The organism is Streptomyces angustmyceticus (assembly GCF_019933235.1).
Lineage (GTDB): Bacteria > Actinomycetota > Actinomycetes > Streptomycetales > Streptomycetaceae > Streptomyces > Streptomyces angustmyceticus.
The window spans coordinates 5,162,075-5,182,949 of the sequence record NZ_CP082945.1 but is presented as its reverse complement, the minus strand read 5'-3'; the positions used below and the strand labels follow the sequence as shown (position 1 = coordinate 5,182,949).

Here is a 20,875-nt window from a genome sequence, read left to right as displayed (position 1 = left end):
GGCCGCCGGGCCGCGCGGACGATCCGGCGCTACTCCGCGCTGCGGGCCAGCCCCAGGGCGTACTTGGGCCACCAGGCACCGGCCTTGGGGCCGCCCTTGCAGGTGCCGTCCGACTCGCCGGGGCGCTTGATCCACAGGTAGGCGGCTATCAGCGGGTCGCCGGTCTTGGTGGTCGGCGGGGTACCCAGGGCGCGGCCGGGCGGGTTGCACCAGTTCTCCGGGTCGTCGCCGCCGGGAGCCGGGCCGTTGCCGTTGCGGCTGGTGTCGATGACGAAGGGCTTGCCGCCGACCATGGCCGACAGCCGTTTGCCGTACTTCGTGTTCTCCGCGGTGGTCTGGTAGTTGGAGATGTTCAGCGCGAAGCCGTCGGCGCGGTCGATGCCCGCCCGCTTGAGGGGTTCGACCATCTGGCCCGGGTCCTTGATCCAGTGCGGATTGCCGGCGTCCAGATAGACCTTGGTGTGCGGCAGCGCCTTCAGCTTGCCGACCGCCTCCGTCAGCAGGGCGTAGCGCTCCTCGTGGAACTGCTGCGGGGTGCACTTGTCCGCGATGTGCGGGAGCGCGTCGGGCTCCAGGATGACGGTGGTGGCGCGGTCGCCGATGCCCTTGAGCACGCCGTCCAGCCAGGACCGGTACGCGTTGCCGTCGGCGGCGCCGCCCTGGGAGTAGCGGCCGCAGTCGCGGTGCGGGATGTTGTAGAGCACGAGCAGCGCCTCGCGGTCGGCCTTGGCGGCGGCCTGGGTGAAGCCCCGCGCCTCGCCCTCCGGGTCGTCGACGCCTATCCACTCCGCGACCGGCTGCGACGCGATCTTGTTGGCCAGGCGGGCGTCCGCTGTCCTGCCCTCGTCGCCGTAGTCGGAGACCTGGCGGGCCGCCTTGCTGTCCGGGTTGACCCAGAACGGCGCGACGGACTTGGGGCGTTGGCCCGGCTTGGCCGGCACGCTGCCGTCGCCGTCGCCCGGCGAGGAGCATCCGGCGAGCAGCAGCAGCGCCAGTGCGCCCACGGCTGCCGTCGTCGATGCCGCCCCGGCACGCACGGTGCGCCGCCGGCCGTCGCGGGGTCCGCCCGGCGGACCGACCCCGGCCATCCGTCGCAGATCGCCGTACATCCACTCCCCCTCGCACATCGGGCACCGCCGGCGGGGACCGCCGGCCCGACCATCGTGGCACACGGCCCTTTGCCCGGGGCCGGCCTGTGGAGGGGCTGTCCACAGGCTGCTAAGACGCTTGACGAACGGGGTTCGTGATGATTCAGCGGCCCGCCGCGTCCGCCTTCTGAAGGGACGTCAAGTAGGCCGACACCACGACGACGTTCGAGGACCCGCCGCCGCGCGCTCCCCCGCCGGCACGGGCACCGCTGCCGCCGCTGCCGCCGCTGCCGCCGTCCACGATCAGGCGGAGTTCGGAACGGCCCCGGCCGCGTGCGGCGTAGACCTTGCGGGCGTCGAACCGGTCACGGTCGTAGAGCTGGACGTCCTCGACGGCGAAGCGCGCGGTGCTGCCGTCGGAACGCCGGATGTCCACCCGCTCGCCCGGCGTGAGGGCGGTCAGCCGGTGGACGACGCCCCGCCGGGCGCCCGGGTCGCGGTCGGCGCCGGCCCGGCCCGCGAGCAGCGCCGCGCCCGCCTCGCCCGGCCGCGGCCCTCCGGCGTACCAGCCGACGAGGTCCGGGGAGGCGTCCGGGGGCGGGGTGAGGAGGCCGTCCTCGTCGAGGCCGCGTGCGGCGATGCCGCCCTCCTGTATGCCGAGTGCGTCGATGGTGAGGCTCACGGGCGCCGCGTTCGCGGCGGCGGGCACCGGGGCGTGCGCGTGCGGAGGCGCCTGGCGGCCCAACGGGCGCCCCACGGCGGCGACATCACCGGTGGTGGCGAGCCGCGCGGCCATCCCGTCCGCCACGTCGCGCCCCCACAACCACAGCCCCAGCAACAGCACGGCCCAGGCCACCCCGGCGAAGAGCTTTCCGGTGGTGGAGCCGGGGCCGCGACTGGGGGTGGAGGCGGGGGCGTAGTGGTGGGTGTGGTGATGGGGCTGGGGCTGGGCTTGGGGGTTCGCTTGGGGGCGGGGGCCGGGTGGGACGGCAGGAGGGGTGAGGATGCCGTGAGCGCTGTGGCCGACGTGGGTGCCGGGCAGGGGTGACAGGGGTGGCACCCCGACCGGTGTCCCGGCCCGCTCCTGTTCCTCAGTGCTCATCGGCGTCCCCGTGCCGCTCGCGGCGCAGTCGCAGCCGGAGCCGGAGCAGTTGCCCCGCGATGACCAGGACGGCGCCACCGGCCAGCACCAGGCCGACCGCCGACGTACTGCTCAGCTCCCGCCGCGGCGCCGCCTCGGCGGGCCCGTCGGGACGGACGGCCGGGGTGAGTCGGACGGCCTGAGCGGGACGGACGGCCCGAACGGGGCCGACGGCCGAAGCGGGGCGAAGGGCCGGCGCCGGCGCGGGGCCGGCAGCCGCGGCGGAGGCACCGACCTCCACCACCGTTGCCACCGTTCCTGCCGCCCCCGCAGTCCCCACCGCCCCCGCCCTTCCCGCCGGGCCCCCCGCCAGGAAGACCGTGCGGCGCGTACCGTCCTGCCGGACGGCGCGGTGCGGGTGGGTGCCGGGGGCGGCCGGGGCAGGGCTGACGGAGACCGTTCCGGTCCCGGTGGCGCGTGCGTCAGCGCCGTACGCGGGCGGCGTCGTCACCGCGCAAGCCGCGACCGCGGCACAGAGAGCAAGTTGCCGAGAGCGCATGGTGAACCTCCGATAACTCCGAAGGTCCGCCCGCGCGAGCCCGGCCGCATCCGGTGCGGTCCGAGGCTGCGCCGTTCGGGTGGGTGCCCGGGGCATCGGGGCCAGTCGGGGGCGCCCACGGCCTCAGGGACCGAGAGGCCGGGCACTCCGGACCCCGCCCCTCCCCCTCACCCGCCCACGACGCCGCCGGGCCCGCTCACACCGCTAACCCCGCACCCCTCCCAGCGCTCGTCCCTCACCCCCACTCCCCCGCTCACACCAGGTCGATCAGATCCGCGATCGAGTCCACGACACGGGAGGGCCGGAACGGGTGCCGGTCGACCTCCTCGGGGCGGGTCAGTCCGGTCAGGACGAGGAAGGTCTCCATGCCCGCCTCCAGACCGGCCAGCACATCGGTGTCCATCCGGTCGCCGATCATCGCCGAGGTCTCGGAGTGGGCGCCGATGACGTTGAGGCCGTGCCGCATCATCAGCGGGTTGGGCTTGCCGACGAAGTACGGGTCGACGCCCGTCGCCTTGGTGATCAGCGCGGCCACCGAGCCGGTCGCGGGCAGCGCGCCCTGCGGGGAGGGGCCCGTCTCGTCGGGGTTGGTGGCGATGAACCGGGCGCCTTCGTTGATCAGCCGGATCGCCTTCGTCAGCGCCTCGAAGCTGTAGGTGCGGGTCTCGCCGAGGACGACGTAGTCCGGGGAGTGGTCGGTCAGGACGTAGCCGATGTCGTGCAGGGCGGTGGTCAGGCCCGCCTCCCCGATGACGTACGCGGTGCCGCCGGGCCGCTGGTCGTCCAGGAACTGGGCGGTGGCCAGCGCGGACGTCCAGATCGACTCCCACGGCACGTCCAGCCCGATGCGGTTCAGGCGGGCGTGCAGGTCACGCGGGGTGTAGATGGAGTTGTTGGTCAGCACGAGGAAGGGCTTGCCCGACTCGCGCAGCCGCTTGATGAAGGCGTCCGCCCCGGGGACCGGAACGCCCTCGTGCATCAGGACGCCGTCCATGTCGGTGAGCCATGACTCGATCGGCTTGCGCTCTGCCACTGCCGGACTCCTGCCGTACGTGATGACCAGGGGCGCCGGCCGACTCCCGCACGCGTCGTGGCCCACGCGAGTGCCCACCCGTCGTACGTACGGCCGACGCCCCCACCCTAAGTCAGCAGGCAGGACCCCTGACCCCCGCGCTCACCCCGGATCTTCCGCCGCGCCACACCCGGCGCCCCGGCTCTCGGCGATCCGCAGCACATCCCGCAACGCCTCGACCAGCCGCTCCGCGAGGAAGCGCAGTTCACCGTCCGGCACCTGCCGCTCGTCGAGCATCGCCAGGAAACGGCCCGGCAGAGGGACAAGGAGGCCCGCAGGGGCATGGGCAATCTTGCTGCTTGTCGGGAAAGGCAGCACAGTTGAGCGGAAGGAGCGGTTCGTGCCCACCCAGGAGCGGTTCACCGCGCTGCGGCTGCCCGGCGACCTGCCCGTGCTGCGCACGCTCCGCGTCGTCCGCAGCGACGACGAGCGGCCCATCGAGGCCACGCGGTGATGGTCAAGGCGGGCCATCTCTACGAGCTGCGGTACGAGTTCACGGCGGGGTGAGGGCGCCCGGCCGGCGGCCGAAGAGCGGCGCCAGGACCAGTTCCGCCGCCCCGTCGGCGACCACCCGGGCTCCGCCGCGGGCGAGTTCCACCGGCACCGGGGTCCTGCCGCGGGCGCGGGCCTGGGCCGCCAGGGCCTCGGCCACGCCAATGCGGAACCCGTCGGGGTGGGCCAGTACGGTGCGGCCGCCGAGCAGCACCCGGTCGATGTCCAGCAGCTCGACGAGGTTGGCGGCGCCCACGCCCAACGCCCGTGCCGCGCGCGGCAGATCACCGTCGGCCACCGCGGCCAGGCACAGCGCCTCGATACAGCCGCGCCGTCCGCAGCCGCAGCGCGGCCCGTCCCACTGCACGGTCTGGTGGCCGAACTCGCCGGCGCCGGTGCGCGGGCCGCGGTAGAGGCCGCCGTCCAGGACGAGCCCGGCGCCCAGGCCGGTGCCCAGATGGAGGTAGCCGAACGAGCCGGCGCCGGACGGTATCCCCTGGGCGAGGCCCAGGGCCGCCGCGTTGGTGTCCTTGTCGAGGACGACGGGCAGGCCGAGCCGTTCGGCGAGCGCCTCGCGCAGCGGGAAGCCGTCCCACCGGGGCGCGCCGGTGACCCGGTGCAGGACGCCGGTGGTGTGGTCCAGCGGGCCGGGACAGGCCACCCCGGCGCCCAGCACCGGCGGCCCGCCGGCCTGCGCGCGCAGCGCGGCGACCTCGCGCCCGGCGGTGGCGAGCACCTGACCGGCGCCCGCCGCGAAGTCCAGCGGGGCGCGGCGGACGGCGACCGCCGCGCCCGTGAGGTCGGCCAGGACGGCGGTGAGCTCGTCGCGGTCCAGGTGCAGTCCGACGGCATGCCGGGCGTCGGGGACCAGCCGCAGGACGGTGGCGGGCTTGCCGCCCGTGGAGGCGCGGCGGCCCGCCTCGGCGGCCAGGCCGTCGGCCCGCAGCCGGGCGGTGATCTTGCTGACGGCCTGCGGGGTCAGGCCGGTGCGGTCGGCGAGCTCGCGGCGGCTGACCCCCGCTCCGCCGGCCGTGCGCAGCAGCCCGAGCAGCAGCGCGGCGTTGTGGCCGCGCAGGGCGGGCAGGCCCGCGCCCGGGGGGCCCGCGGTGCCGTCGTGGGGGAGGTCGTCGCTGCTCACCCACCCATTGTCCGCATCGCTTGCACTTTGGCAACACCGTTGCTTAAGTGGGCCCCATGAGCGAGATGAGCGACTCCACCGGCACCGCCGCCCCCCACCGCCCGCTCCGCACCGGCCTCATCGGCTACGGCCTGGCGGGCTCGGTCTTCCACGCCCCGCTGATCGCGGCCACCGAGGGCCTGCAGCTCGACACCGTCTCCACCGCCAGCCCCGAGCGGCAGGCGCAGGCCCGCGCCGAGCACCCGGGGGTCCGTACGGTCGACACCCCCGAGGCGGTGCTCGACCGCGCCCCGGACCTCGATCTGATCGTGCTGGCGACGCCCAACAAGACGCATGTGCCGCTCGCCACCGCCGCCCTGGAGGCCGGCCTGCCGGTGGTCGTCGACAAGCCGCTGGCCGCGACCGCCGCCGAGGCCGAGAAGCTCGCCGCGCTCGCCGAGGACCGCGGACTGCTGCTCTCGGTCTTCCAGAACCGCCGCTGGGACAACGACTTCCGCACCGTCCGCAAGCTGATCGACGACGGCGCGCTCGGCGACGTCCACCGCTTCGAGTCCCGCTTCGAGCGCTGGCGGCCGCGGCCCAAGGGCGGCTGGCGCGAGTCCGGCGACCCGGCCGAGATCGGCGGCCTGCTCTACGACCTCGGCAGCCACCTCGTCGACCAGGCGCTGGTCCTCTTCGGCCCGGTCGTCTCCGTGTACGCGGAGTCCGACGTCCGCCGCCCGGGGGCCGAGGCCGACGACGACACCTTCCTCGCCCTCACCCACGCCAACGGCGTCCGCTCCCACCTGTGGATGAGCGCCACCACCCCCATGCTCGGCCCGCGCTTCCGGGTGCTGGGCAACCGGGCCGGCTACGTGAAGCACGGCCTGGACCCGCAGGAGGCCGCCCTGCGCGAGGGCCGCCGGCCCGGCGACGCGCAGGACGAATGGGGCGTGGAACCGGAGTCCCGCCGGGGCCGGCTCGGCGCCGGCTCGTCCCCCCAGACCGGCGGCGGCGAGCCGGTGCCGACGCTGCCGGGCGACTATCCCGCCTACTACGCCGCGATCGCGCGGGCCCTGCGGGAGGGCGGCCGCCCTCCGGTGACCGCCACCGAGGCCGCGGCCGCCTTGCGTGTCCTGGAGGCCGCGAGGCGCTCGGCCGCGGAAGGCTGCACGGTCCGGGTCGTGGGCTGAATCCCGCGTTTTCGTCTTCCCGACGTTCCGCTGCGCTTTGCCTCTGCCCCGCTTTTGGCTGTCCCGCCGTTGCGCCTGGCGGCGGGCCGGGTCCGCTGCGCGGGGCTGTCGGGGTGCGGTGACGGGCCTGCGCGGGTGGGGGTGTCCGGACTGCTTCGCTTTACGTCCGGACACCCCCACCCGCTCCGGCCCGTCCCCTCCCGTGGGTGGGTGGGAAAAACGGTTGGTGGGGGTGGCCGTCGGTGGTCCACTGCACCTCGCGAAGCCCAACTGACCTGCCCTACGGACGCCCGCCCCCACTCACCTGAACAACTCCCCCAACGGGAGGGGACGGGCCGGCCCCGGAGGCCCGTCACCGCACCCACCAACCACCCGCCCGCCGCAGGCGCCACGGCGACAAACCCCCACGGCGGGAAAGCCAAAAACGTGGGAAAAACCTAGGCCCCTCGGAGGGCCTGCCGCTGTCGCCCCAGCCCGTCGATCTCCAGCTCCACCACGTCGCCGGCCCGAAGATACGGCTTGGGGTCCGGGTGGCCCATGGCGACGCCGGCCGGGGTGCCGGTGTTGATGACGTCGCCGGGGTGCAGGGTCATGAACTGGCTGACGTAGCGGACGACTTCGGCCACCGGGAAGATCTGCTCGGCGGTGGTGCCGTCCTGCTTCAGCTCGCCGTTGACCCACAGGCGCAGGCCGAGGGCCTGCGGGTCGGGGACCTCGTCGGCGGTCACCAGCCACGGGCCAAGGGGGTTGAACGTCTCGCAGTTCTTGCCCTTGTCCCACTGGCCGCCGCGCTCGATCTGGAAGGCGCGCTCGGAGACGTCGTGCGCGACCGCGTAGCCGGCCACCGCCGCCAGCGCCTGTTCGTCGCTCTCCAGGTAGCGGGCCCGGCGGCCGATGACGACCGCCAGCTCCACCTCCCAGTCGGTCTTCGCGCTGCCCCGCGGGACCAGCACGGTGTCCTCGGGGCCGACGACGGTGTCCGGGGCTTTCATGAAGAGGATGGGCTCCTCGGGGGGCGCGGCCCCCGTCTCCCTGGCGTGGTCGTGGTAGTTCAGCCCGATGCACACGATCTTGCCGATCCCGGTCAGCGGCGGGCCGGTGCGCAGCCCGGCCGCGTCGAGTTCGGGCAGCTCGCCGGAGGCGGCGGCGGCGCGCAGGCGCGCCAGTGCCGCGTCGTCCGCGAGCAGCGCCGGGTCGATGTCCCCCACCAGGCCGGACAGGTCCCGCAGGACCCCCGCTTCGTCGAGCAGCGCCGGGCGTTCCGCCCCCACCGTGCCGACACGCAGCAGCTTCATCGGTTCCACTCCCGTGGTCGAAGGGTCGGCCCGGAAAGGGATTTCCCGGGCCGGCCGATGGGGGACGGCCATCGAGCGATTTGGTTGATCCTCCGAGAACGGGGTCCAGTCCGCAAGACCCCGTTCACGGACTGGACCGCTACCGAGGGGTGGTGGCGATCGCCGCGGAAGCCGCGTCCGTACCGTCCGTACGGCCGCGGCCCGCGCCCTTCGCCTGCGGCTTCGCCCCGTCGGCCGGGGTCCCGGTGCGGGAGCCCGCACGGGAGTTGGCCCGGGCGCGGGCCGCGGCCCGGCGGGCCGCGCGGGTCTTCGGCCCGCCCTTCCCGTCCGTGCGGCGCGGCGCCGGGCGCTGCTGCGGGACCCGGGCGCCCGACGTGCCGTCAGCCGGTGCGGGGGTCCGCTCCCCGGACGGGGCGGCGGCCCGCGCCGCGGTGCGGGACGGCTTGCCCGCGGGCGCCTTCGCGGCGGCCGCCGCCGGCTCGCCGCGCCCCCGGTTCCGCTGCAGCAGCGCCCGCTCGCACGCCGTCCAGGTCGTCGTGGTGACGACGTAGAGCCCGGCGGCCAGCGGCACCACGGCCAGGGTGATCAGCGTGGCGAAGGACAGCAGCGGCATCACCTTGGCCAGGGAGGACATCCCGGGCAGCGCCGCGCCGCCCGCGGCCGGCTGCGGGGCCGCGGCCGCCGCGGCCCTGGCCCGCCGGAAGTTCCAGGTGGCGACGGCCGCGATCAGCGCGAACAGCGCGAGGTAGACCCGCCCCTGCGGCCCGAACACCCCGCCGTCCGCCAGCGCCCGGCTCCAGTGGCCGCCCAGCGGCGCCCCCAGCAGCGTGTGGTCCTGGAGGCCGCCGCCCCCCGTGGAGAACAGGTGGTACATCACGAAGAAGACGGGCAGTTGCAGCAGGGTCGGCAGGCAGCCGGCCAGCGGCGAGGAGCCGGTCTCGGCGTACAGCTCGGACACCGCCTTCTGCAGCCGCTCGGGGTTGCCCTTGTGCTTGCGCTGCAGCTCGGCCATCCGCGGCGCGAGCGCCGAGCGGGCCTGTTCGCCGCGGGCCGCGGCGCGGGCGAGCGGATGCAGGGCGGCGCGGACGCCGAGGGTGCACAGGACGATGGCGGCGGCCATGGCCGCGGTGCCGAAGAGCGGGGCGATCGCCTCGGCGCCGTGCGCCAGCGCCTCGCCGAGAAAGCCGAACATGGACATGGGTGAGCCCTCCACGGGTCTCGTCGTGCCGGGAGACAGGAATGCGGCGTGACGAGTCGCGCGGACGCGGGGTGCGGTGCGGTGACCGGAGCGTGCGCCTACGCGGCCGTCGGGAGGGGACGGCCCGGGGCTCGGGGGCGCGGGCGGCCGGCGGCGTCGGGATCGCGTTGCGGCAGGAAGGCCGTGCGCCGCTCGCGGTCGCGCAGGGCCGTTCGGATCCGGCCGGGTGGTACGGGCCGGGCGAGGGCCGCGATCAGGAAGGCGCGGCACAGCAGCAGCAGCGCGCCGGTGGTCGCGGCGGCGGTCAGCGCGGTGGTGAGCCCGGTCTGCGTGAGCAGGAACCCGGCCAGGACGAACAGGAGCGCCGAGGTGTACAGGCGCCATGCCTGGACGATGCGGTACATCCGGCGCCCTCCTCGGGTTGTCCGGTCGTCAAGACTTATCGGCTTCCGCTCAAGAGTAGCCACAGATCTGGGCAGCGGGGAGACCGGCCGATAACTTGCCCCCCTGCCGTCGGGACGTCGGCAGGACCAGGGGGACCAAGGGGGAACACCTAGGAGGTGCTGTGCGCGACATCAGCGTTCCGGCCGTGGCGGCTCCACTGCGGACCGGCGGTCTCGCCGACTCCGTATTCGACACCGCGACCCACCAGCCGGATTTCGCTCAGCTCGCACGCCGCGACGACCGGACACCCGGCGGCTGGCAGGAGGTGTCCGCGGCGGAGTTCCGGGACGAAGTGATGGCCCTGGCCAGGGGGCTGCTGGCGGACGGGGTGCGGCCGGGCACCCGCGTCGCGCTGATGTCCCGTACGCGCTACGAGTGGACGCTGTTCAGTTATGCGCTGTGGGCGATCGGCGGACAGCTGGTACCGGTCTATCCGACCGCCTCGGCCGAGCAGCTGCGCTGCATCCTGGTCGGGGCGAGGGTCACCGCGATCGTGGTGGAGAACGAGGCGCAGGCCATGACCGTGGCCGAGGCCTGCGACGAGGAGGCCGCGCTGCGCCGGCTGTGGCAGCTGGACCTGGACTGCGTCCGGCGGCTGGCGGAGGAGGGCACCCGGCTGCCGGAGGCGGACGTGCACCGGCTGCGGCACGCGGTCTCCCCGGACGGCGTCGCGGCCATCGTGTACACCTCGGGGACCACCGGGCGCCCGCGCGGCTGTGTGATCACCCATGCCAATCTCGCCGCCGAGTGCGACACCCTGTACGCGGGCTGGGGCGGGCTGCTGGCCCCGCCCGGCGAGCGCCCCTCGCTGCTGGCCTTCCTGCCGTTCGCGCACATCTACGGGCTGATGGTGCAAGTCGCCTGTCTGCGCGGCGGGGTGAAGCTCGCCCACCAGCCCGACGCGGCCTCGCAGGAGCTGCTGCCGGCCCTCGCGTCGTTCCGTCCGACCTTCCTGTTCGCGGTGCCGTACGTCTTCGAGAAGATCTGCACCCGCGCCCGGCTGGCCGCCGAAGCCGCGGGCCGGCTGCGGACGTTCGACGCGGCGATGACGGTGGCGGTGCGCTACGCGGAGGCGCTCGCCGAGGAGGGGCGGGGCGGGCGCGGGCCCGACCCGTTCCTGCGGGCCCGGCACGCGCTCTACGACCGGCTGGTGTACGCGCGCATCCGCGAGACGCTGGGCGGCCGGGTGCGGACCGCGGTCTCCGGCGGCTCGCCGCTCTTCCGCGAACTGGGCCTGCTCTTCGCCGGGATCGGCATCACCGTCTACGACGGCTACGGCCTGACGGAGACCAGCGGCGCGATCACCGTGCAGCCGCCCGGCAGGGTGCGGTTCGGGACGGTGGGCCGTCCGCTGCCGGGCAGCGCGGTGCACCTGGCGCTGGACGGCGAGGTGTGGGTGCGCGGCCCGGTGGTGTTCGCCGGGTACCTCGACGAGGACGGCGCGCCGGGCAGCGGGCTGTACGACGGCTGGCTGCCGACCGGCGACCTGGGCCACCTGGACGAGGACGGCTACCTCGTCATCACCGGCCGCAAGAAGGACGTCATCATCACCAGCAACGGCAAGAGCGTGGCCCCGCAGGGCCTGGAGCAGCGGCTGTGCGCCCATCCGCTGATCTCGCAGTGCGTGGTGGTCGGCGACAACCGGCCCTACGTCACCGCGCTGATCACGCTGGACCCCGAGGCGCTGTCGCACTGGCGGGGGCTGCGCGACGAGCCGGGACCGGGCAGCACCGCGCCGTCGCCGGAGGAGCAGCTGCAGGCGGAGGTCCGGCGGGCGGTGGCCCGCGCGAACGCGTCGGTGTCGCGGTCCGAGTCGATCCGCGCCTTCCGGGTGCTGCCCGAGGAGTTCAGCCAGGAGTCCGGGCTGATGACGCCGTCGCTCAAACTGCGGCGGGCGGCGATCGTGCGGACGTACGCGGCGGAGATCGACGCCCTGTACGCGGAGGGCAAGCGCGAGGAGCCCGGTACCCGGCGCGACCGCCGCAGATGGGCCGCGGCGGGGCTGTACGCGCGCTGAACGCGGCGCGCACGGGCTGGACGGGCCCGGCCGGGCATACGGAAAGCCGGCGCACGTCACCCGTTCCCCCGGCCGGGCCCGCACGCGGCACCGTAGCAGTGCCGCGGCGGGCCCGGCCGTTATTTGTCCAGGGGTGAGGACCCCGGCCCGCGGGGCCGGTACGGCACTTAGCGTCCGGTGGGATTCCAGTAGTGACGAACCGGGAGGCCGTGTGCGGTCCATCCTCAGCAATTCCGCAACATCCGGGCGGACCATCGCCACCGGACTGGTGGTAGCCGCGCTCGTGGCCACGCTCGCGGCGCTGCTGCTGCCCGTCCAGCTCTTCGGCGAGTCCGCGGCCGCGGCCACCACCACGCTCACGTACGACGACGACGGCGGCGGCACGGTCGAGACCCGCTACGGCCCGCTCACCGCGATGGACCGCGACTTCGTGCGCAAGGTCAAGCTGGCCGGGCTGTGGGAGCTGCCCTCGGGCCGGATGGCCCAGCAGCGCGGGACGACCGCCGCGGTCCGCACGGCCGGCAACCATCTGGTGGCGGGACACACCGAGCTGGACCGGCGGTCGAACGAGGCCGGCCAGGCGCTGGGCATCGCCCTGCCCACCGAGCCCAACGCCGCCCAGCAGGGCTGGCTCGGGCAGATCAAGGCCGCCCAGGGCAAGGAGTTCGACGCGACGATGGCCGAGCTGCTGCGCCGGGCCCACGGCAAGGTCTTCGGGCTGATCGCCCTGGTCCGCGATCAGACCAAGAACACGGTGGTGCGGGCCCTGGCGGACCGCGCCAACAGCGTCGTGCTGGACCACATCACGGTCCTGGAGAAGACCGGGAACGTCGACTTCAACACCCTGCACACCAGCTGACCGCGCGCCCTCCCGGTTCCGCGGATCCGCCCACCACCCCTGTGACCCCTGTGCAACCGACCAGGACGACACCCCTCACATCGGACGAAGCGAAGTGATCTCATGAGGCAACGGCAACAGGCCCATAAACGCTCGCGTTTGACGAACAGAATGCTCATCGGCGCCACCGCCCTCCTGCTGGGCGGCGGCGGGCTGGCGGCCTACGCCACCACGGCGCTGGCGGGCAACAACACCCCGGGCACGACGGGCCACCAGCACACCGCGTCCGCCGCCTTCACCATCTCCTGCCCCGATGTGGGCGAGCGGCTGCGCTCCGTCCCGCGCAGCGCCCAGCTCCCGGTCTCCAAGGGGCTGTCCACGCTCGACCGGCAGGTGCACGACGCGTACCACAAGATGATGGGCGGCAGCAGCGGCAGCGGCAGCAGCGCGGTCCTCTCCCCGCTCAAGACGCAGCGGGAGCGGACCATCAAGATGATGGTCACCGCGATCGCCAAGCACAGCAAGCGGCCGGGCTATCTCCTGAAGATGAGCGGCTGCACCATGAAGCCCGTGAACGAGGGCGCCGGAGCCGGCGGCAGCGACTCCACGAAGTCCGTGCAGGACGGCTGGTACCAGGGGCAGAACCCGACCCAGGACCAGCAGGGGCAGCAGCAGGGCCAGGACCAGCAGGGCCAGCAGACCCAGGACCCGAACCAGCAGGGCGGCCAGGGCCAGAACCAGAACGGCGGCCAGCAAGGCCAGGCCGGCGGCCCCTCCCCCGACGACTTCGTCGACATCAACAACGTCCAGCCGAACGCGGACCAGCCGCCGTTCGCCGCCCCCCAGGGCGGCAACGCCTCGACCGGCACCTTCACCACGGAGTGCGGCCGCAACGAGGAGGGCCACTTCAACTCCGACAACGTCATCGTCACCCCGGGCGTCAGCAACGGCGCCCACCACACCCACGACTACGTCGGCAACAAGACCACCGACGGCAACTCCACCGACCAGTCCCTGGCCGCCTCGGACACGACCTGCACCAACGGCGACCAGTCGACCTATTACTGGCCGGTGCTGCGCAAGCTGGACGGGAACGCCGAGCAGAAGCCGGGCGCCGCACAGGACGCCAACGTCGGATCGGTGCTGACCCCGGCCACGGTGACCCTCACCTACCGCGGAAGCCAGGCGGGACAGGTCGAGGCGATGCCCCGCTTCCTGCGCATCATCACCGGCGACGCCAAGGCGTTCACCAACGGCACCAAGAACGCCAACGCGTCCTGGAGCTGCACCGGATTCGAGGACCGTCAGCTGAAGGACAAGTACCCGCTCTGCCCGAACGGCTCCCAGGTCGTGCGCACCTTCGCCTTCCAGAACTGCTGGGACGGGCGGCAGACCGACAGCGCCAACCACCGCGACCACATGGCGTTCTCGGACCAGAACGGGACCTGCCCCAACGGCTTCAAGGCGGTGCCGCAGCTCGTGGAACGGGTCACCTACGACGTCCCGCAGGGCGCCAGCTTCGCGGTGGACAGCTTCCCCGAGCAGCTGCACAAACCCGTCACGGACCACGGTGACTTCATCAACGTGATGCAGGACGACCTGATGAGCAAGGCCGTCGAGTGCATCAACAGCGGCCGCAAGTGCGACTGAGGACACCGTGAGCCCCTCGGGGAGATCTCCCCGAGGGGCTCCTTCACGGGCACCGGGCCGTGACAGAGCGACGGCCCCGACCCGGATTCCCGGGGGTCGGGGCCGCCGCTCTGCGCCGGTCTTCGCTCGCCGTACCGGAGGGCTCGTGCCGTACCGGCGGGCCGTCAGTTCAACGGGCGCGGTGCGTCAACCGTCGGTCCTCAAAGACCGTTGACGCGGGCCTCGCGGGCCATGCCCAGCGGGCGTATGGACGAGGCGACGGCCCGTGCGCGGCGGCCGGCGCGTGCGCGGTAGCTGCGGACGTGCGCCATCAGCCGGCGGCTGCGCAGCGCCATCTCCAGCTCGAAGCGGGTCCGCGGGTCGCGCAGCACCGGGCCGAAGAGCTTCTCGATCTGACGCAGGCGGTAGCGGACCGTCTGGGGGTGCACATGCAGCAGCTTGGCCGCCTCGGGGGCGCCGCCGCCCTCCAGCCACGCCAGCAGGGTGACTTCGAGGCGCTCGCTCTGCCGGGGCGTCAGCTCCTCCAGCGGGCCGAGCCAGCGGGACGTCAGCGCGTCGGCCAGCGACTCGTCCTGGAGCAGCAGCAGCGCGGAGAGGTGGTCGTCGACGAACGCGGGCCGCGACTCGGGGCCGACCCGGCCCGGGGCCAGCGTCAGCAGGTACCGGGCCCAACGCAGCGAGGAGGCGGTGTCGGTGGCCGGTACGACGTGTCCCACCGCGGCCGGCCGGCCCTTGAGCGCCGCCTCCAGGCGGGCCCGGGTCTGGGTGGCCGGGTCGGGGACGAACAGGCAGGTGTACCCGTCGACGGAGCCGATGAGGGCGTGGCCGAGCGCGGCGGCGAGCTGGGCGGCCTCGACGGGGGTGGCGAGGACCACGGCCTGGAGGGTCTCGGGGACCGGCCAGCCGGCCGCGCGGGCCAGCTCGTTCAGTCCCTCCTCCGGCAGCTCCCGCTGCCCGGCGAGCACGTCGAACAGGTCCTGGCGGGCCCGGGCCACCGGCATCGGAGTGACCACGGACGGTACCGCCCTAGGTTTACTCTCCGACTCTTTTTGGTACCCAAGAACTGTCAGCAAGGCCTGTTCAAGCGCCCATTGTGCCTCTTCTACGGGAGTATCCCCGAGAAGTGCGGACAATGCGGGAAATCCGCGTTGCAACTCCGCGACCAACTTGTCGGCGAGATCCGGAAGTTCATTTCTGACTACCCGGTTCCACTCACCTCGGGGACGCGACCAGATGCGGTTCAGGAGATCACACATCGCTACCTCGATCCTGGCGGGGATGCGGCTGTTACTGGGGATTGGCGCCCCCCGGGCGCCTGAGTCGGCATCATCCGGAGTCACCCCGCGCGACCGCGATGCCAGTGCAGGAATTTGTCACAGCGCGATAAACCTTACGAAAGCTTGAACGCGTTCGGAGATGCTTTTACACATCCGGATTACGGCCCTGCGTATCCGACCGGTTACAGAATGTTTAGTGTTACCGGGGGTCACCCGAACAAAAGCCCCGGGCAAATTACGCCCCCGGGAGATTTCATCGAAATTCGCATCCCGCACCCGCGCCCCGACACCGGGAGGTCCGATGTCCGCACCGCGTATGCAGAGCCGCCGCGCCACGCACCGAGCCCGGTCGTCGCCCTTCGTGCCCCGCCCCCGGCGTCCCCCGAACGAACCCGGGCCGCCGGCCCGCCGACCGGCCGGCGGCTTCGCCGGAACTGCCATGCTCCGCCCGGCGCTTCCGGCCGCACTGCTGCTCTTCCTCGCCGTCGTGCTGCACTCCGGCGCGATGGACGCCCTGCTGAGCTTCCTCGACTTCGGCGCCGGGGTGCTCGCGCTGGTCTCCCTGTCGGTCACCGTGCTGTGGGGCCTGGCCGCCACCGACCGGATGGTGCTGAAGTCCGGCCACCGGCTGCTCGCCCAGGCCGTGCACCGCGGCACCGGCGTCGCCGGCCTCGGCTTCCTCGGCCTGCACATCTGGGCCAAGGTCGTCCAGGGCCACACCGACGCGATGGCCGCCGCGGTGCCCTTCACCGACGGCGCCCGTCCCGGCCTCATCGGCCTCGGCACCCTGGCCGCCTACGTGTTCGTCGCCGTCGCGGTGACCGGCGCGGTGCGCGGCGCCTTCACCGGCATCACCGCCTCCCGGTGGTGGCGGGGCCTGCACATGAGCGCGTACGCCGCCTGGGGGCTGGCCCTGGTGCACGGCCTCAGGGCGGGCCGCCCCGCGGCCGGCTACGCCCTCGTCGGCTATGCCATCTGCCTCGTCGCGGTGGCCGTACGGCTCGCGCTCCGGATGCGCGATTCACGCAGGAACACAGGAGAACTCCCATGACCGCCCCCGCTCCCACCCGTCCGCTCCCGGCCGTCCCCGACCCGGAGCCCGTACCGACGCTGGCATCCTTCGGCCCGCCGCGCCTGCTGGCGGGCCTCGACGAGTTGCCGCGCATGGACCGGGTGGCACACCTGTCCCGGCACGGCAGCCTGCCGCAGCTCACCTCCACGGAGCTGGTGGCGCTGGCCGAGGACATCGACCTGCGCGGCCGGGGAGGTGCGGGCTTCCCCTTCGCCCGCAAGCTCACCGCCGTCATGGACGGGATGCGCAAGGCCGACGGCAAGGGCGCGGTGGTCGTCAACGGCAGCGAGGGCGAGCCCAGTTGCCTCAAGGACACCGCGATGCTGCTGCACGCCCCGCACCTGGTGCTCGACGGCGCCCTGCTGGCCGCCGACGCCCTGGGCGCCCAGGAGGTCGCGCTCGGGGTGACCCGCATGGACGTGCTGAGGTCCGTCCAGAGCGCCATCGACGAGCGCGGACCGGTGCGGCCGACGTTACGGGTCACCCTGCTCACCGAACGGTTCGTCACCGGCGAGGGCTCCGCGATGACGAACGGGCTGGGCGGCGGCCCCGGCCTCCCCTCGGGCCGCAAGATCCGCTCCAGCGAGCGCGGTCTCAACGGTGTGCCGACGCTGCTGTCCAACACCGAGACCTACGCCCAGCTCGCCGTGGCCGCCCGGCTCGGCGCGCTCGGCTACCGCACGGTGGGCCTGCCCACGGAGCCCGGCACGCTGCTGCTGACGGTCGCCGGCAGCCGCGTGGTGGAGGTGCCCTACGGCGTCTCGCTGGCCCGCGTCCTGGCGCTGTGCGGCATGGACCAGGGGCAGGGCGTGCTGATCGGCGGCTACCACGGCACCTTCGTGTCGCCCACCGACGCGCTGACCGCGAACCTCTCGAAGGAGTCGCTGGCGGAGTACAACGCGGTGCTCGGGGCCGGCGCGGTGCTGCCGCTGCCCTACGACACCTGCCCCGCGGGCGAGACGGTACGCGTCGCGCAGTGGATGGGCGCCGAGTCGGCCGGCCAGTGCGGCCCCTGTGTGCTGGGCCTGCCCGCGCTCGCCGAGCAGCTCGACCGCGCCGTACGGGGCGGCGGTTCGGCCGCCCTGGAGGCCGTCCAGGCGCGGATGCGGGCGGTCGAGAAGCGGGGCGCCTGCAGCCATCCGGACGGCACCGCGCGCTTCGTCGCCTCGGCCCTCGCCGCCTTCCCCGAGGAGTTCGAGCGGCATGCGCAGGGGTTCGGATGCGGCCGCCCGGTGACCGGGGCGCTGCCGGTCACCGGGAGCCGGCCGCTGCCGTCCACCGTGCCGCAGCCGGTGCCCGCGCCCTCCCGGCCGGCCGCGCCGCCGCAGGAGCGGCTGCTGGTCGACTGGACGCTGTGCCGCGGCCACGGCCTGTGCGCGGACGTGGTGCCCGGCATCATCAAGCTCGGCCCGGACGGCTACCCGGAGAAGGCGAGCATGCCGCTGCCGGCCCGGATGCGGCGCCGCGCGCAGCTGGCGGTGCGCCGCTGTCCGGCGCTCGCGCTGCGCGTGCAGGGCGGCAACTGACCTACGGGGCACGGTTTTTGCGCGCGGGGAAAATTCTCCGGCCGCGTTGAACGCCCGGCCCCCCGTAGCGCGTATTCCCCCGGCGACGGCACCCCGCCGGGGGCTCCGGGCCACCACAGGGCCGGGCCACCGCTTCGGCCCTCACCTCAGCAAGCGACGGAACACACCGACCAAGGAGACAACATGAGCACTCGACGTCGTGCGGGTCTCGCGGCCATGGCGGTCGCCACCCTGGCCCTGACCGCCGCCTGCGGCAGCAGCGACAACCAGAGCGCCGGCACCCCCACCGCCGACAACGTCCAGCCCGCCGGGCAGGGCACCAGCGACTACGGCTCCTCCGGGTCGGCCTCCGGCACGGACGGCTACGGCGGCCAGGCCGGCGGCGACAACGGCGGCAAGGCCCCGCAGGCCGCGCCCAGCGCCGGCACGCTGGCCCTGCACCAGGACAGCGAACTCGGCCCGGTCGTCACCGACTCCAAGGGCATGACCCTTTACCGCTTCGACAAGGACACCGCGGACCCGTCCAAGTCCAACTGCTCCGGCTCCTGCGCCACCACCTGGCCGGTGGTCCCCGCCGACGGCGCCAGCGCCCCGGCCGGCATCGACAAGAGCAAGCTGGGCTCGGTCACCCGCGCCGACGGCACCAAGCAGCTCACCATCGGCGGCTGGCCCGCCTACCGCTACGTCAAGGACACCAAGCCCGGCGACACCAAGGGCCAGGGCGTGGGCGGCACCTGGAACGCGCTGGCCGCCGACGGCAAGAAGGCCGGCGCCGAAAAGCCCGGCGACGTCTCGGTGTTCAACCACCCGCAGCTCGGCTCGATCCTGGTCGACGGCGAGGGCCGCACGCTCTACCGCTTCAACAAGGACAGCGCCTGGCCGATGAAGTTCGGCTGCAACGACGCCTGCCTGGACACCTGGAAGCCCGCCAAGCCGGCCGACCGCTCCAAGCTCAACGGCATCGCCCCCAAGCTCATCTCCACCGTCACCCGCCCCGACGGCACCCGCCAGCTGGCCGTCGACTGCTGGCCGGTCTACTGGTTCACCGGCGACAAGCAGCCCGGTGACATCAACGGCCAGGGCAAGATGGGCCTGTGGTTCGCGGTCTCCAAGGAGGGCAAGAAGATCACGACGACGCCGTAGGGCCGACCGCCCCGCCCGGCGCCACCGCGCCGTCCCGGGGGAACTCGTCGTCCAGCGCCAGCACCTCGGCGTCCGGCCTGTCGTCCGTGTCGCGCGGCCCCAGCCAGGTGACCCCGAGCGCCACCGCCACGTTCACGGCGAGCCCGACGAGTCCCGCGTTCATCCCCCACACCGGGTCGTGTCCCCCGAAGACCAGGACACAGACGAGCGCGAAGCCCGCCATCAGGCCGCTCACCGCGGCGCGAAGCGTCAACCGCCGCCACACCAGCCCCAGCAGCAGCATCGGCACGAGCTGCGCCATGCCCTCGTACGAGATCAAGGACAGCCGGACGAGGGTGTCGGGGGCGGTGTAGGTCAGCGCCAGCGCCAGCGCCCCGGCCCCCACCACGACCAGCTGCGACCACAGCTTCTGCCGTCCGCCGACCGTCCGCCGACCACCGTCCCCGGAAGCCTCCCCGGCCGCCCCGCCGCCGGCCCCCGAGCGCGCCCCCAGCACGCTCCTCCCCCACATCGTGCCGATGACCAGCATGAAGACGGCCATCGGCACGATGGAGGAGAGGGCGGCGGCCACCCCGATCAGCCCCACGGCCCAGGCCGGAAGGGAGTCCACCACCATCTTGAAGAGCGCGAGATCGGAGCCCGCGCCCACCAGGCCGGGCACCACGAACAGCGCGGCCATTCCCAGCAGCATCGGCACGAACAACAGCACGTTGTAGAACGGGAGGTAGAGGGCGTTGCGGCGCAGCACCTCGGCGTTGCGGGCCCCCAGATAGCCCGCCACGGTCGTCGGGAAGACGACCACCGTCAGGGAGTTGACGACCGTGGTGGTGACGAACCAGACCGGGCCCAGTCCGCCCGACGCGTGGCCCGGGAAGGTCAGCCACTGCGGGCGCTCGGCGACGATCCGGTGCAGGAAGGGCCCGTAGCCGTCGAAGTAGTGCAGCGGCACATAGACCGCGAGGAAGCCGAGGGTCGCGATGACCAGGACGTCCTTGAGCACCGACACCCAGGCACTGCCGCGCAGCCCGCTGATCACGACGAAGCCGGTGGTGACGGCGAAGGCTATGAAACAGGCCCAGTTGAGGCTGATGGCACCGTAGGAGATGGTCGAGACGACCACGCCCATGCCGGTGATCTGCAGCTGGATGTACGGCAGCAGGCAGACGGTGGCCAGCAGGGCGACGACGGCGCCGAGCCAGGGCGCCCGGTAGCGGTGCGCGACCATGTCGGTGATGCCGACCAGCTGGTGCCGGCGGGCGTAGGACCACAGCATCGGCCCGACGACGTAGCCGAGCGCATAGCCGCAGGACATGTAGGCCAGGACGTAGAGCACCGGGGCGCCGAACCGGTAGCCCCAGCCGGCCGCGCCGAGGTAGCTGAAGCTCGTGTAGCTCTCGCCGGCCATCAGCACCCAGATGAAGACCGTCCCCAGGCTCCGGCCGCCCACCGACCACTCGGCGAGCCCCCCGCCGGAGCCGCGGCCGCGCACCGCGAGCAGGCCGAGGACGACGGTGAGGACCATGAAGGCGCCGAAGACGGCGGTGGCGACCGCGGCGTTCATACCCGGCCCCGCTTGCGGTCGGCGCGCCGCGCCAGCCCCACCGACAGCGGGGTCGCCAGCGTCGCCACCAGCATCCAGAAGAACAGGAACGGCAGGCCGAGCACCGTCGGCGTCGCCCGGTTCACCAGCGGCAGCACCGCCAGGAACAGCACGTACGGCAGCAGCAGCCACAGCAGCGCGGGGCGCCTTCTCGAACCCGGGGATCGCCCGCCGGTGGTCTCGTTTCGCACGGGGGAAGAGCCTAGGCGACCC

The 20,875-nt window shown here is 73.6% G+C and carries 19 protein-coding genes and 1 pseudogene; 8 read left to right on the top strand and 12 right to left on the bottom strand.

The window, feature by feature from the left end; all coding sequences use genetic code 11:
• Positions 1 to 29: 29 nt before the first annotated feature.
• From K7396_RS23265 to K7396_RS23245, 5 genes are all read right to left on the bottom strand, one after another.
• Positions 30 to 1,109: a glycoside hydrolase family 6 protein gene (locus K7396_RS23265; protein ID WP_086720437.1), complete on the bottom strand. Its 1,080-nt coding sequence runs from the start codon at positions 1,107 to 1,109 to the stop codon at positions 30 to 32.
• Positions 1,110 to 1,251: 142 nt separating this feature from the next.
• The gene (locus K7396_RS23260) at positions 1,252 to 2,190 is read right to left on the bottom strand and encodes a sortase domain-containing protein (RefSeq protein ID WP_174886875.1); all 939 of its coding nucleotides are present in this window, start codon (positions 2,188 to 2,190) and stop codon (positions 1,252 to 1,254) included.
• Positions 2,180 to 2,482 (bottom strand): hypothetical protein, encoded by a 303-nt coding sequence (locus K7396_RS23255; protein ID WP_170314264.1) that lies wholly within the window; start codon positions 2,480 to 2,482, stop codon positions 2,180 to 2,182. Before K7396_RS23255 ends, K7396_RS23260 begins: the two co-directional genes overlap by 11 nt.
• Positions 2,483 to 2,981: 499 nt before the next feature.
• Complete coding sequence (locus K7396_RS23250; protein WP_086720805.1) at positions 2,982 to 3,761, bottom strand: HAD-IIA family hydrolase; 780 nt, start codon at positions 3,759 to 3,761, stop codon at positions 2,982 to 2,984.
• A gap of 141 nt (positions 3,762 to 3,902) precedes the next feature.
• Positions 3,903 to 4,148, bottom strand: coding sequence for a hypothetical protein (locus K7396_RS23245; RefSeq protein WP_167392826.1), 246 nt, complete (start codon positions 4,146 to 4,148; stop codon positions 3,903 to 3,905).
• On the opposite strand from K7396_RS23245, the pseudogene K7396_RS23240 reads away from it, so the two are divergent.
• Positions 4,141 to 4,307: pseudogene (locus K7396_RS23240) on the top strand (GntR family transcriptional regulator); the annotation flags it as partial. The gene K7396_RS23245 and the pseudogene K7396_RS23240 overlap by 8 nt on opposite strands.
• Here the strand turns inward: K7396_RS23240 and K7396_RS23235 are convergent.
• Positions 4,294 to 5,430 carry an ROK family transcriptional regulator gene (locus K7396_RS23235; protein ID WP_086720804.1) on the bottom strand — a complete coding sequence of 379 codons (1,137 nt, stop codon included), beginning with the start codon at positions 5,428 to 5,430 and terminating at the stop codon, positions 4,294 to 4,296. The pseudogene K7396_RS23240 and the gene K7396_RS23235 sit on opposite strands and share 14 nt — an antisense overlap.
• Before the next feature lie 56 nt (positions 5,431 to 5,486).
• Between K7396_RS23235 and K7396_RS23230 the strand changes: the two genes are divergently transcribed.
• The gene (locus tag K7396_RS23230) at positions 5,487 to 6,602 is read left to right on the top strand and encodes a Gfo/Idh/MocA family oxidoreductase (RefSeq protein ID WP_086720803.1); all 1,116 of its coding nucleotides are present in this window, start codon (positions 5,487 to 5,489) and stop codon (positions 6,600 to 6,602) included.
• Positions 6,603 to 7,039: 437 nt separating this feature from the next.
• Here K7396_RS23230 and K7396_RS23225 read toward each other — a convergent pair whose 3' ends face one another.
• The 3 genes from K7396_RS23225 to K7396_RS23215 form a co-directional block, all read right to left on the bottom strand.
• Entirely contained in the window at positions 7,040 to 7,897 is an 858-nt protein-coding gene (locus tag K7396_RS23225; RefSeq protein ID WP_086716645.1) for a fumarylacetoacetate hydrolase family protein, read from the bottom strand.
• Between the two features lie 139 nt (positions 7,898 to 8,036).
• Entirely contained in the window at positions 8,037 to 9,095 is a 1,059-nt protein-coding gene (locus tag K7396_RS23220; protein ID WP_086716644.1) for a YidC/Oxa1 family membrane protein insertase, read from the bottom strand.
• Positions 9,096 to 9,193: 98 nt separating this feature from the next.
• Positions 9,194 to 9,499: a DUF6412 domain-containing protein gene (locus tag K7396_RS23215; protein ID WP_086716643.1), complete on the bottom strand. Its 306-nt coding sequence runs from the start codon at positions 9,497 to 9,499 to the stop codon at positions 9,194 to 9,196.
• Between the two features lie 161 nt (positions 9,500 to 9,660).
• Here K7396_RS23215 and K7396_RS23210 point away from each other — a divergent pair, with 161 nt between their 5' ends.
• The 3 genes from K7396_RS23210 (at position 9,661) to K7396_RS23200 (ending at position 14,044) form a co-directional block, all read left to right on the top strand.
• Entirely contained in the window at positions 9,661 to 11,556 is a 1,896-nt protein-coding gene (locus K7396_RS23210) for an AMP-dependent synthetase/ligase (protein WP_086716642.1), read from the top strand.
• Positions 11,557 to 11,767: 211 nt separating this feature from the next.
• Positions 11,768 to 12,415: a DUF4142 domain-containing protein gene (locus tag K7396_RS23205; protein ID WP_086716641.1), complete on the top strand. Its 648-nt coding sequence runs from the start codon at positions 11,768 to 11,770 to the stop codon at positions 12,413 to 12,415.
• A gap of 150 nt (positions 12,416 to 12,565) precedes the next feature.
• Positions 12,566 to 14,044 (top strand): DUF1996 domain-containing protein, encoded by a 1,479-nt coding sequence (locus tag K7396_RS23200; protein ID WP_086716640.1) that lies wholly within the window; start codon positions 12,566 to 12,568, stop codon positions 14,042 to 14,044.
• Between the two features lie 200 nt (positions 14,045 to 14,244).
• On the opposite strand, the gene K7396_RS23195 is transcribed toward K7396_RS23200, so the two are convergent.
• Positions 14,245 to 15,057 carry a PucR family transcriptional regulator gene (locus K7396_RS23195; protein ID WP_223660172.1) on the bottom strand — a complete coding sequence of 271 codons (813 nt, stop codon included), beginning with the start codon at positions 15,055 to 15,057 and terminating at the stop codon, positions 14,245 to 14,247.
• Between the two features lie 703 nt (positions 15,058 to 15,760).
• On the opposite strand from K7396_RS23195, the gene K7396_RS23190 reads away from it, so the two are divergent.
• From K7396_RS23190 to K7396_RS23180, 3 genes are all read left to right on the top strand, one after another.
• Positions 15,761 to 16,372, top strand: a complete 612-nt coding sequence (locus K7396_RS23190) for a hypothetical protein (RefSeq protein ID WP_167392721.1) — start codon at positions 15,761 to 15,763, stop codon at positions 16,370 to 16,372.
• Complete coding sequence (locus K7396_RS23185; protein WP_086716638.1) at positions 16,369 to 17,919, top strand: NADH-quinone oxidoreductase subunit NuoF family protein; 1,551 nt, start codon at positions 16,369 to 16,371, stop codon at positions 17,917 to 17,919. The genes K7396_RS23190 and K7396_RS23185 overlap by 4 nt, the downstream gene beginning before the upstream one ends.
• Positions 17,920 to 18,102: 183 nt before the next feature.
• Positions 18,103 to 19,062: an SCO0930 family lipoprotein gene (locus K7396_RS23180; RefSeq protein ID WP_086716637.1), complete on the top strand. Its 960-nt coding sequence runs from the start codon at positions 18,103 to 18,105 to the stop codon at positions 19,060 to 19,062.
• On the opposite strand, the gene K7396_RS23175 is transcribed toward K7396_RS23180, so the two are convergent.
• Positions 19,046 to 20,623 (bottom strand): sodium:solute symporter family protein, encoded by a 1,578-nt coding sequence (locus K7396_RS23175; protein ID WP_152104455.1) that lies wholly within the window; start codon positions 20,621 to 20,623, stop codon positions 19,046 to 19,048. The genes K7396_RS23180 and K7396_RS23175 overlap by 17 nt on opposite strands.
• Positions 20,620 to 20,853 carry a DUF3311 domain-containing protein gene (locus tag K7396_RS23170; protein ID WP_086716635.1) on the bottom strand — a complete coding sequence of 78 codons (234 nt, stop codon included), beginning with the start codon at positions 20,851 to 20,853 and terminating at the stop codon, positions 20,620 to 20,622. Before K7396_RS23170 ends, K7396_RS23175 begins: the two co-directional genes overlap by 4 nt.
• Between the last annotated feature and the right edge of the window lie 22 nt (positions 20,854 to 20,875).

Excerpts from the sequence above, each read along its gene's own strand:
- K7396_RS23185 (WP_086716638.1), top strand. The coding sequence starts at position 16,369 with ATGACCGCCCCCGCTCCCACCCGTCCGCTCCCGGCCGTCCCCGACCCG.
- K7396_RS23230 (WP_086720803.1), top strand. The coding sequence starts at position 5,487 with ATGAGCGAGATGAGCGACTCCACCGGCACCGCCGCCCCCCACCGCCCG.
- K7396_RS23175 (WP_152104455.1), bottom strand. The coding sequence starts at position 20,623 with ATGAACGCCGCGGTCGCCACCGCCGTCTTCGGCGCCTTCATGGTCCTC.
- K7396_RS23220 (WP_086716644.1), bottom strand. The coding sequence starts at position 9,095 with ATGTCCATGTTCGGCTTTCTCGGCGAGGCGCTGGCGCACGGCGCCGAG.
- K7396_RS23215 (WP_086716643.1), bottom strand. The coding sequence starts at position 9,499 with ATGTACCGCATCGTCCAGGCATGGCGCCTGTACACCTCGGCGCTCCTG.
- K7396_RS23260 (WP_174886875.1), bottom strand. The coding sequence starts at position 2,190 with ATGAGCACTGAGGAACAGGAGCGGGCCGGGACACCGGTCGGGGTGCCA.
- K7396_RS23265 (WP_086720437.1), bottom strand. The coding sequence starts at position 1,109 with ATGTACGGCGATCTGCGACGGATGGCCGGGGTCGGTCCGCCGGGCGGA.
- K7396_RS23190 (WP_167392721.1), top strand. The coding sequence starts at position 15,761 with ATGCTCCGCCCGGCGCTTCCGGCCGCACTGCTGCTCTTCCTCGCCGTC.
- K7396_RS23180 (WP_086716637.1), top strand. The coding sequence starts at position 18,103 with ATGAGCACTCGACGTCGTGCGGGTCTCGCGGCCATGGCGGTCGCCACC.
- K7396_RS23200 (WP_086716640.1), top strand. The coding sequence starts at position 12,566 with ATGCTCATCGGCGCCACCGCCCTCCTGCTGGGCGGCGGCGGGCTGGCG.
- K7396_RS23225 (WP_086716645.1), bottom strand. The coding sequence starts at position 7,897 with ATGAAGCTGCTGCGTGTCGGCACGGTGGGGGCGGAACGCCCGGCGCTG.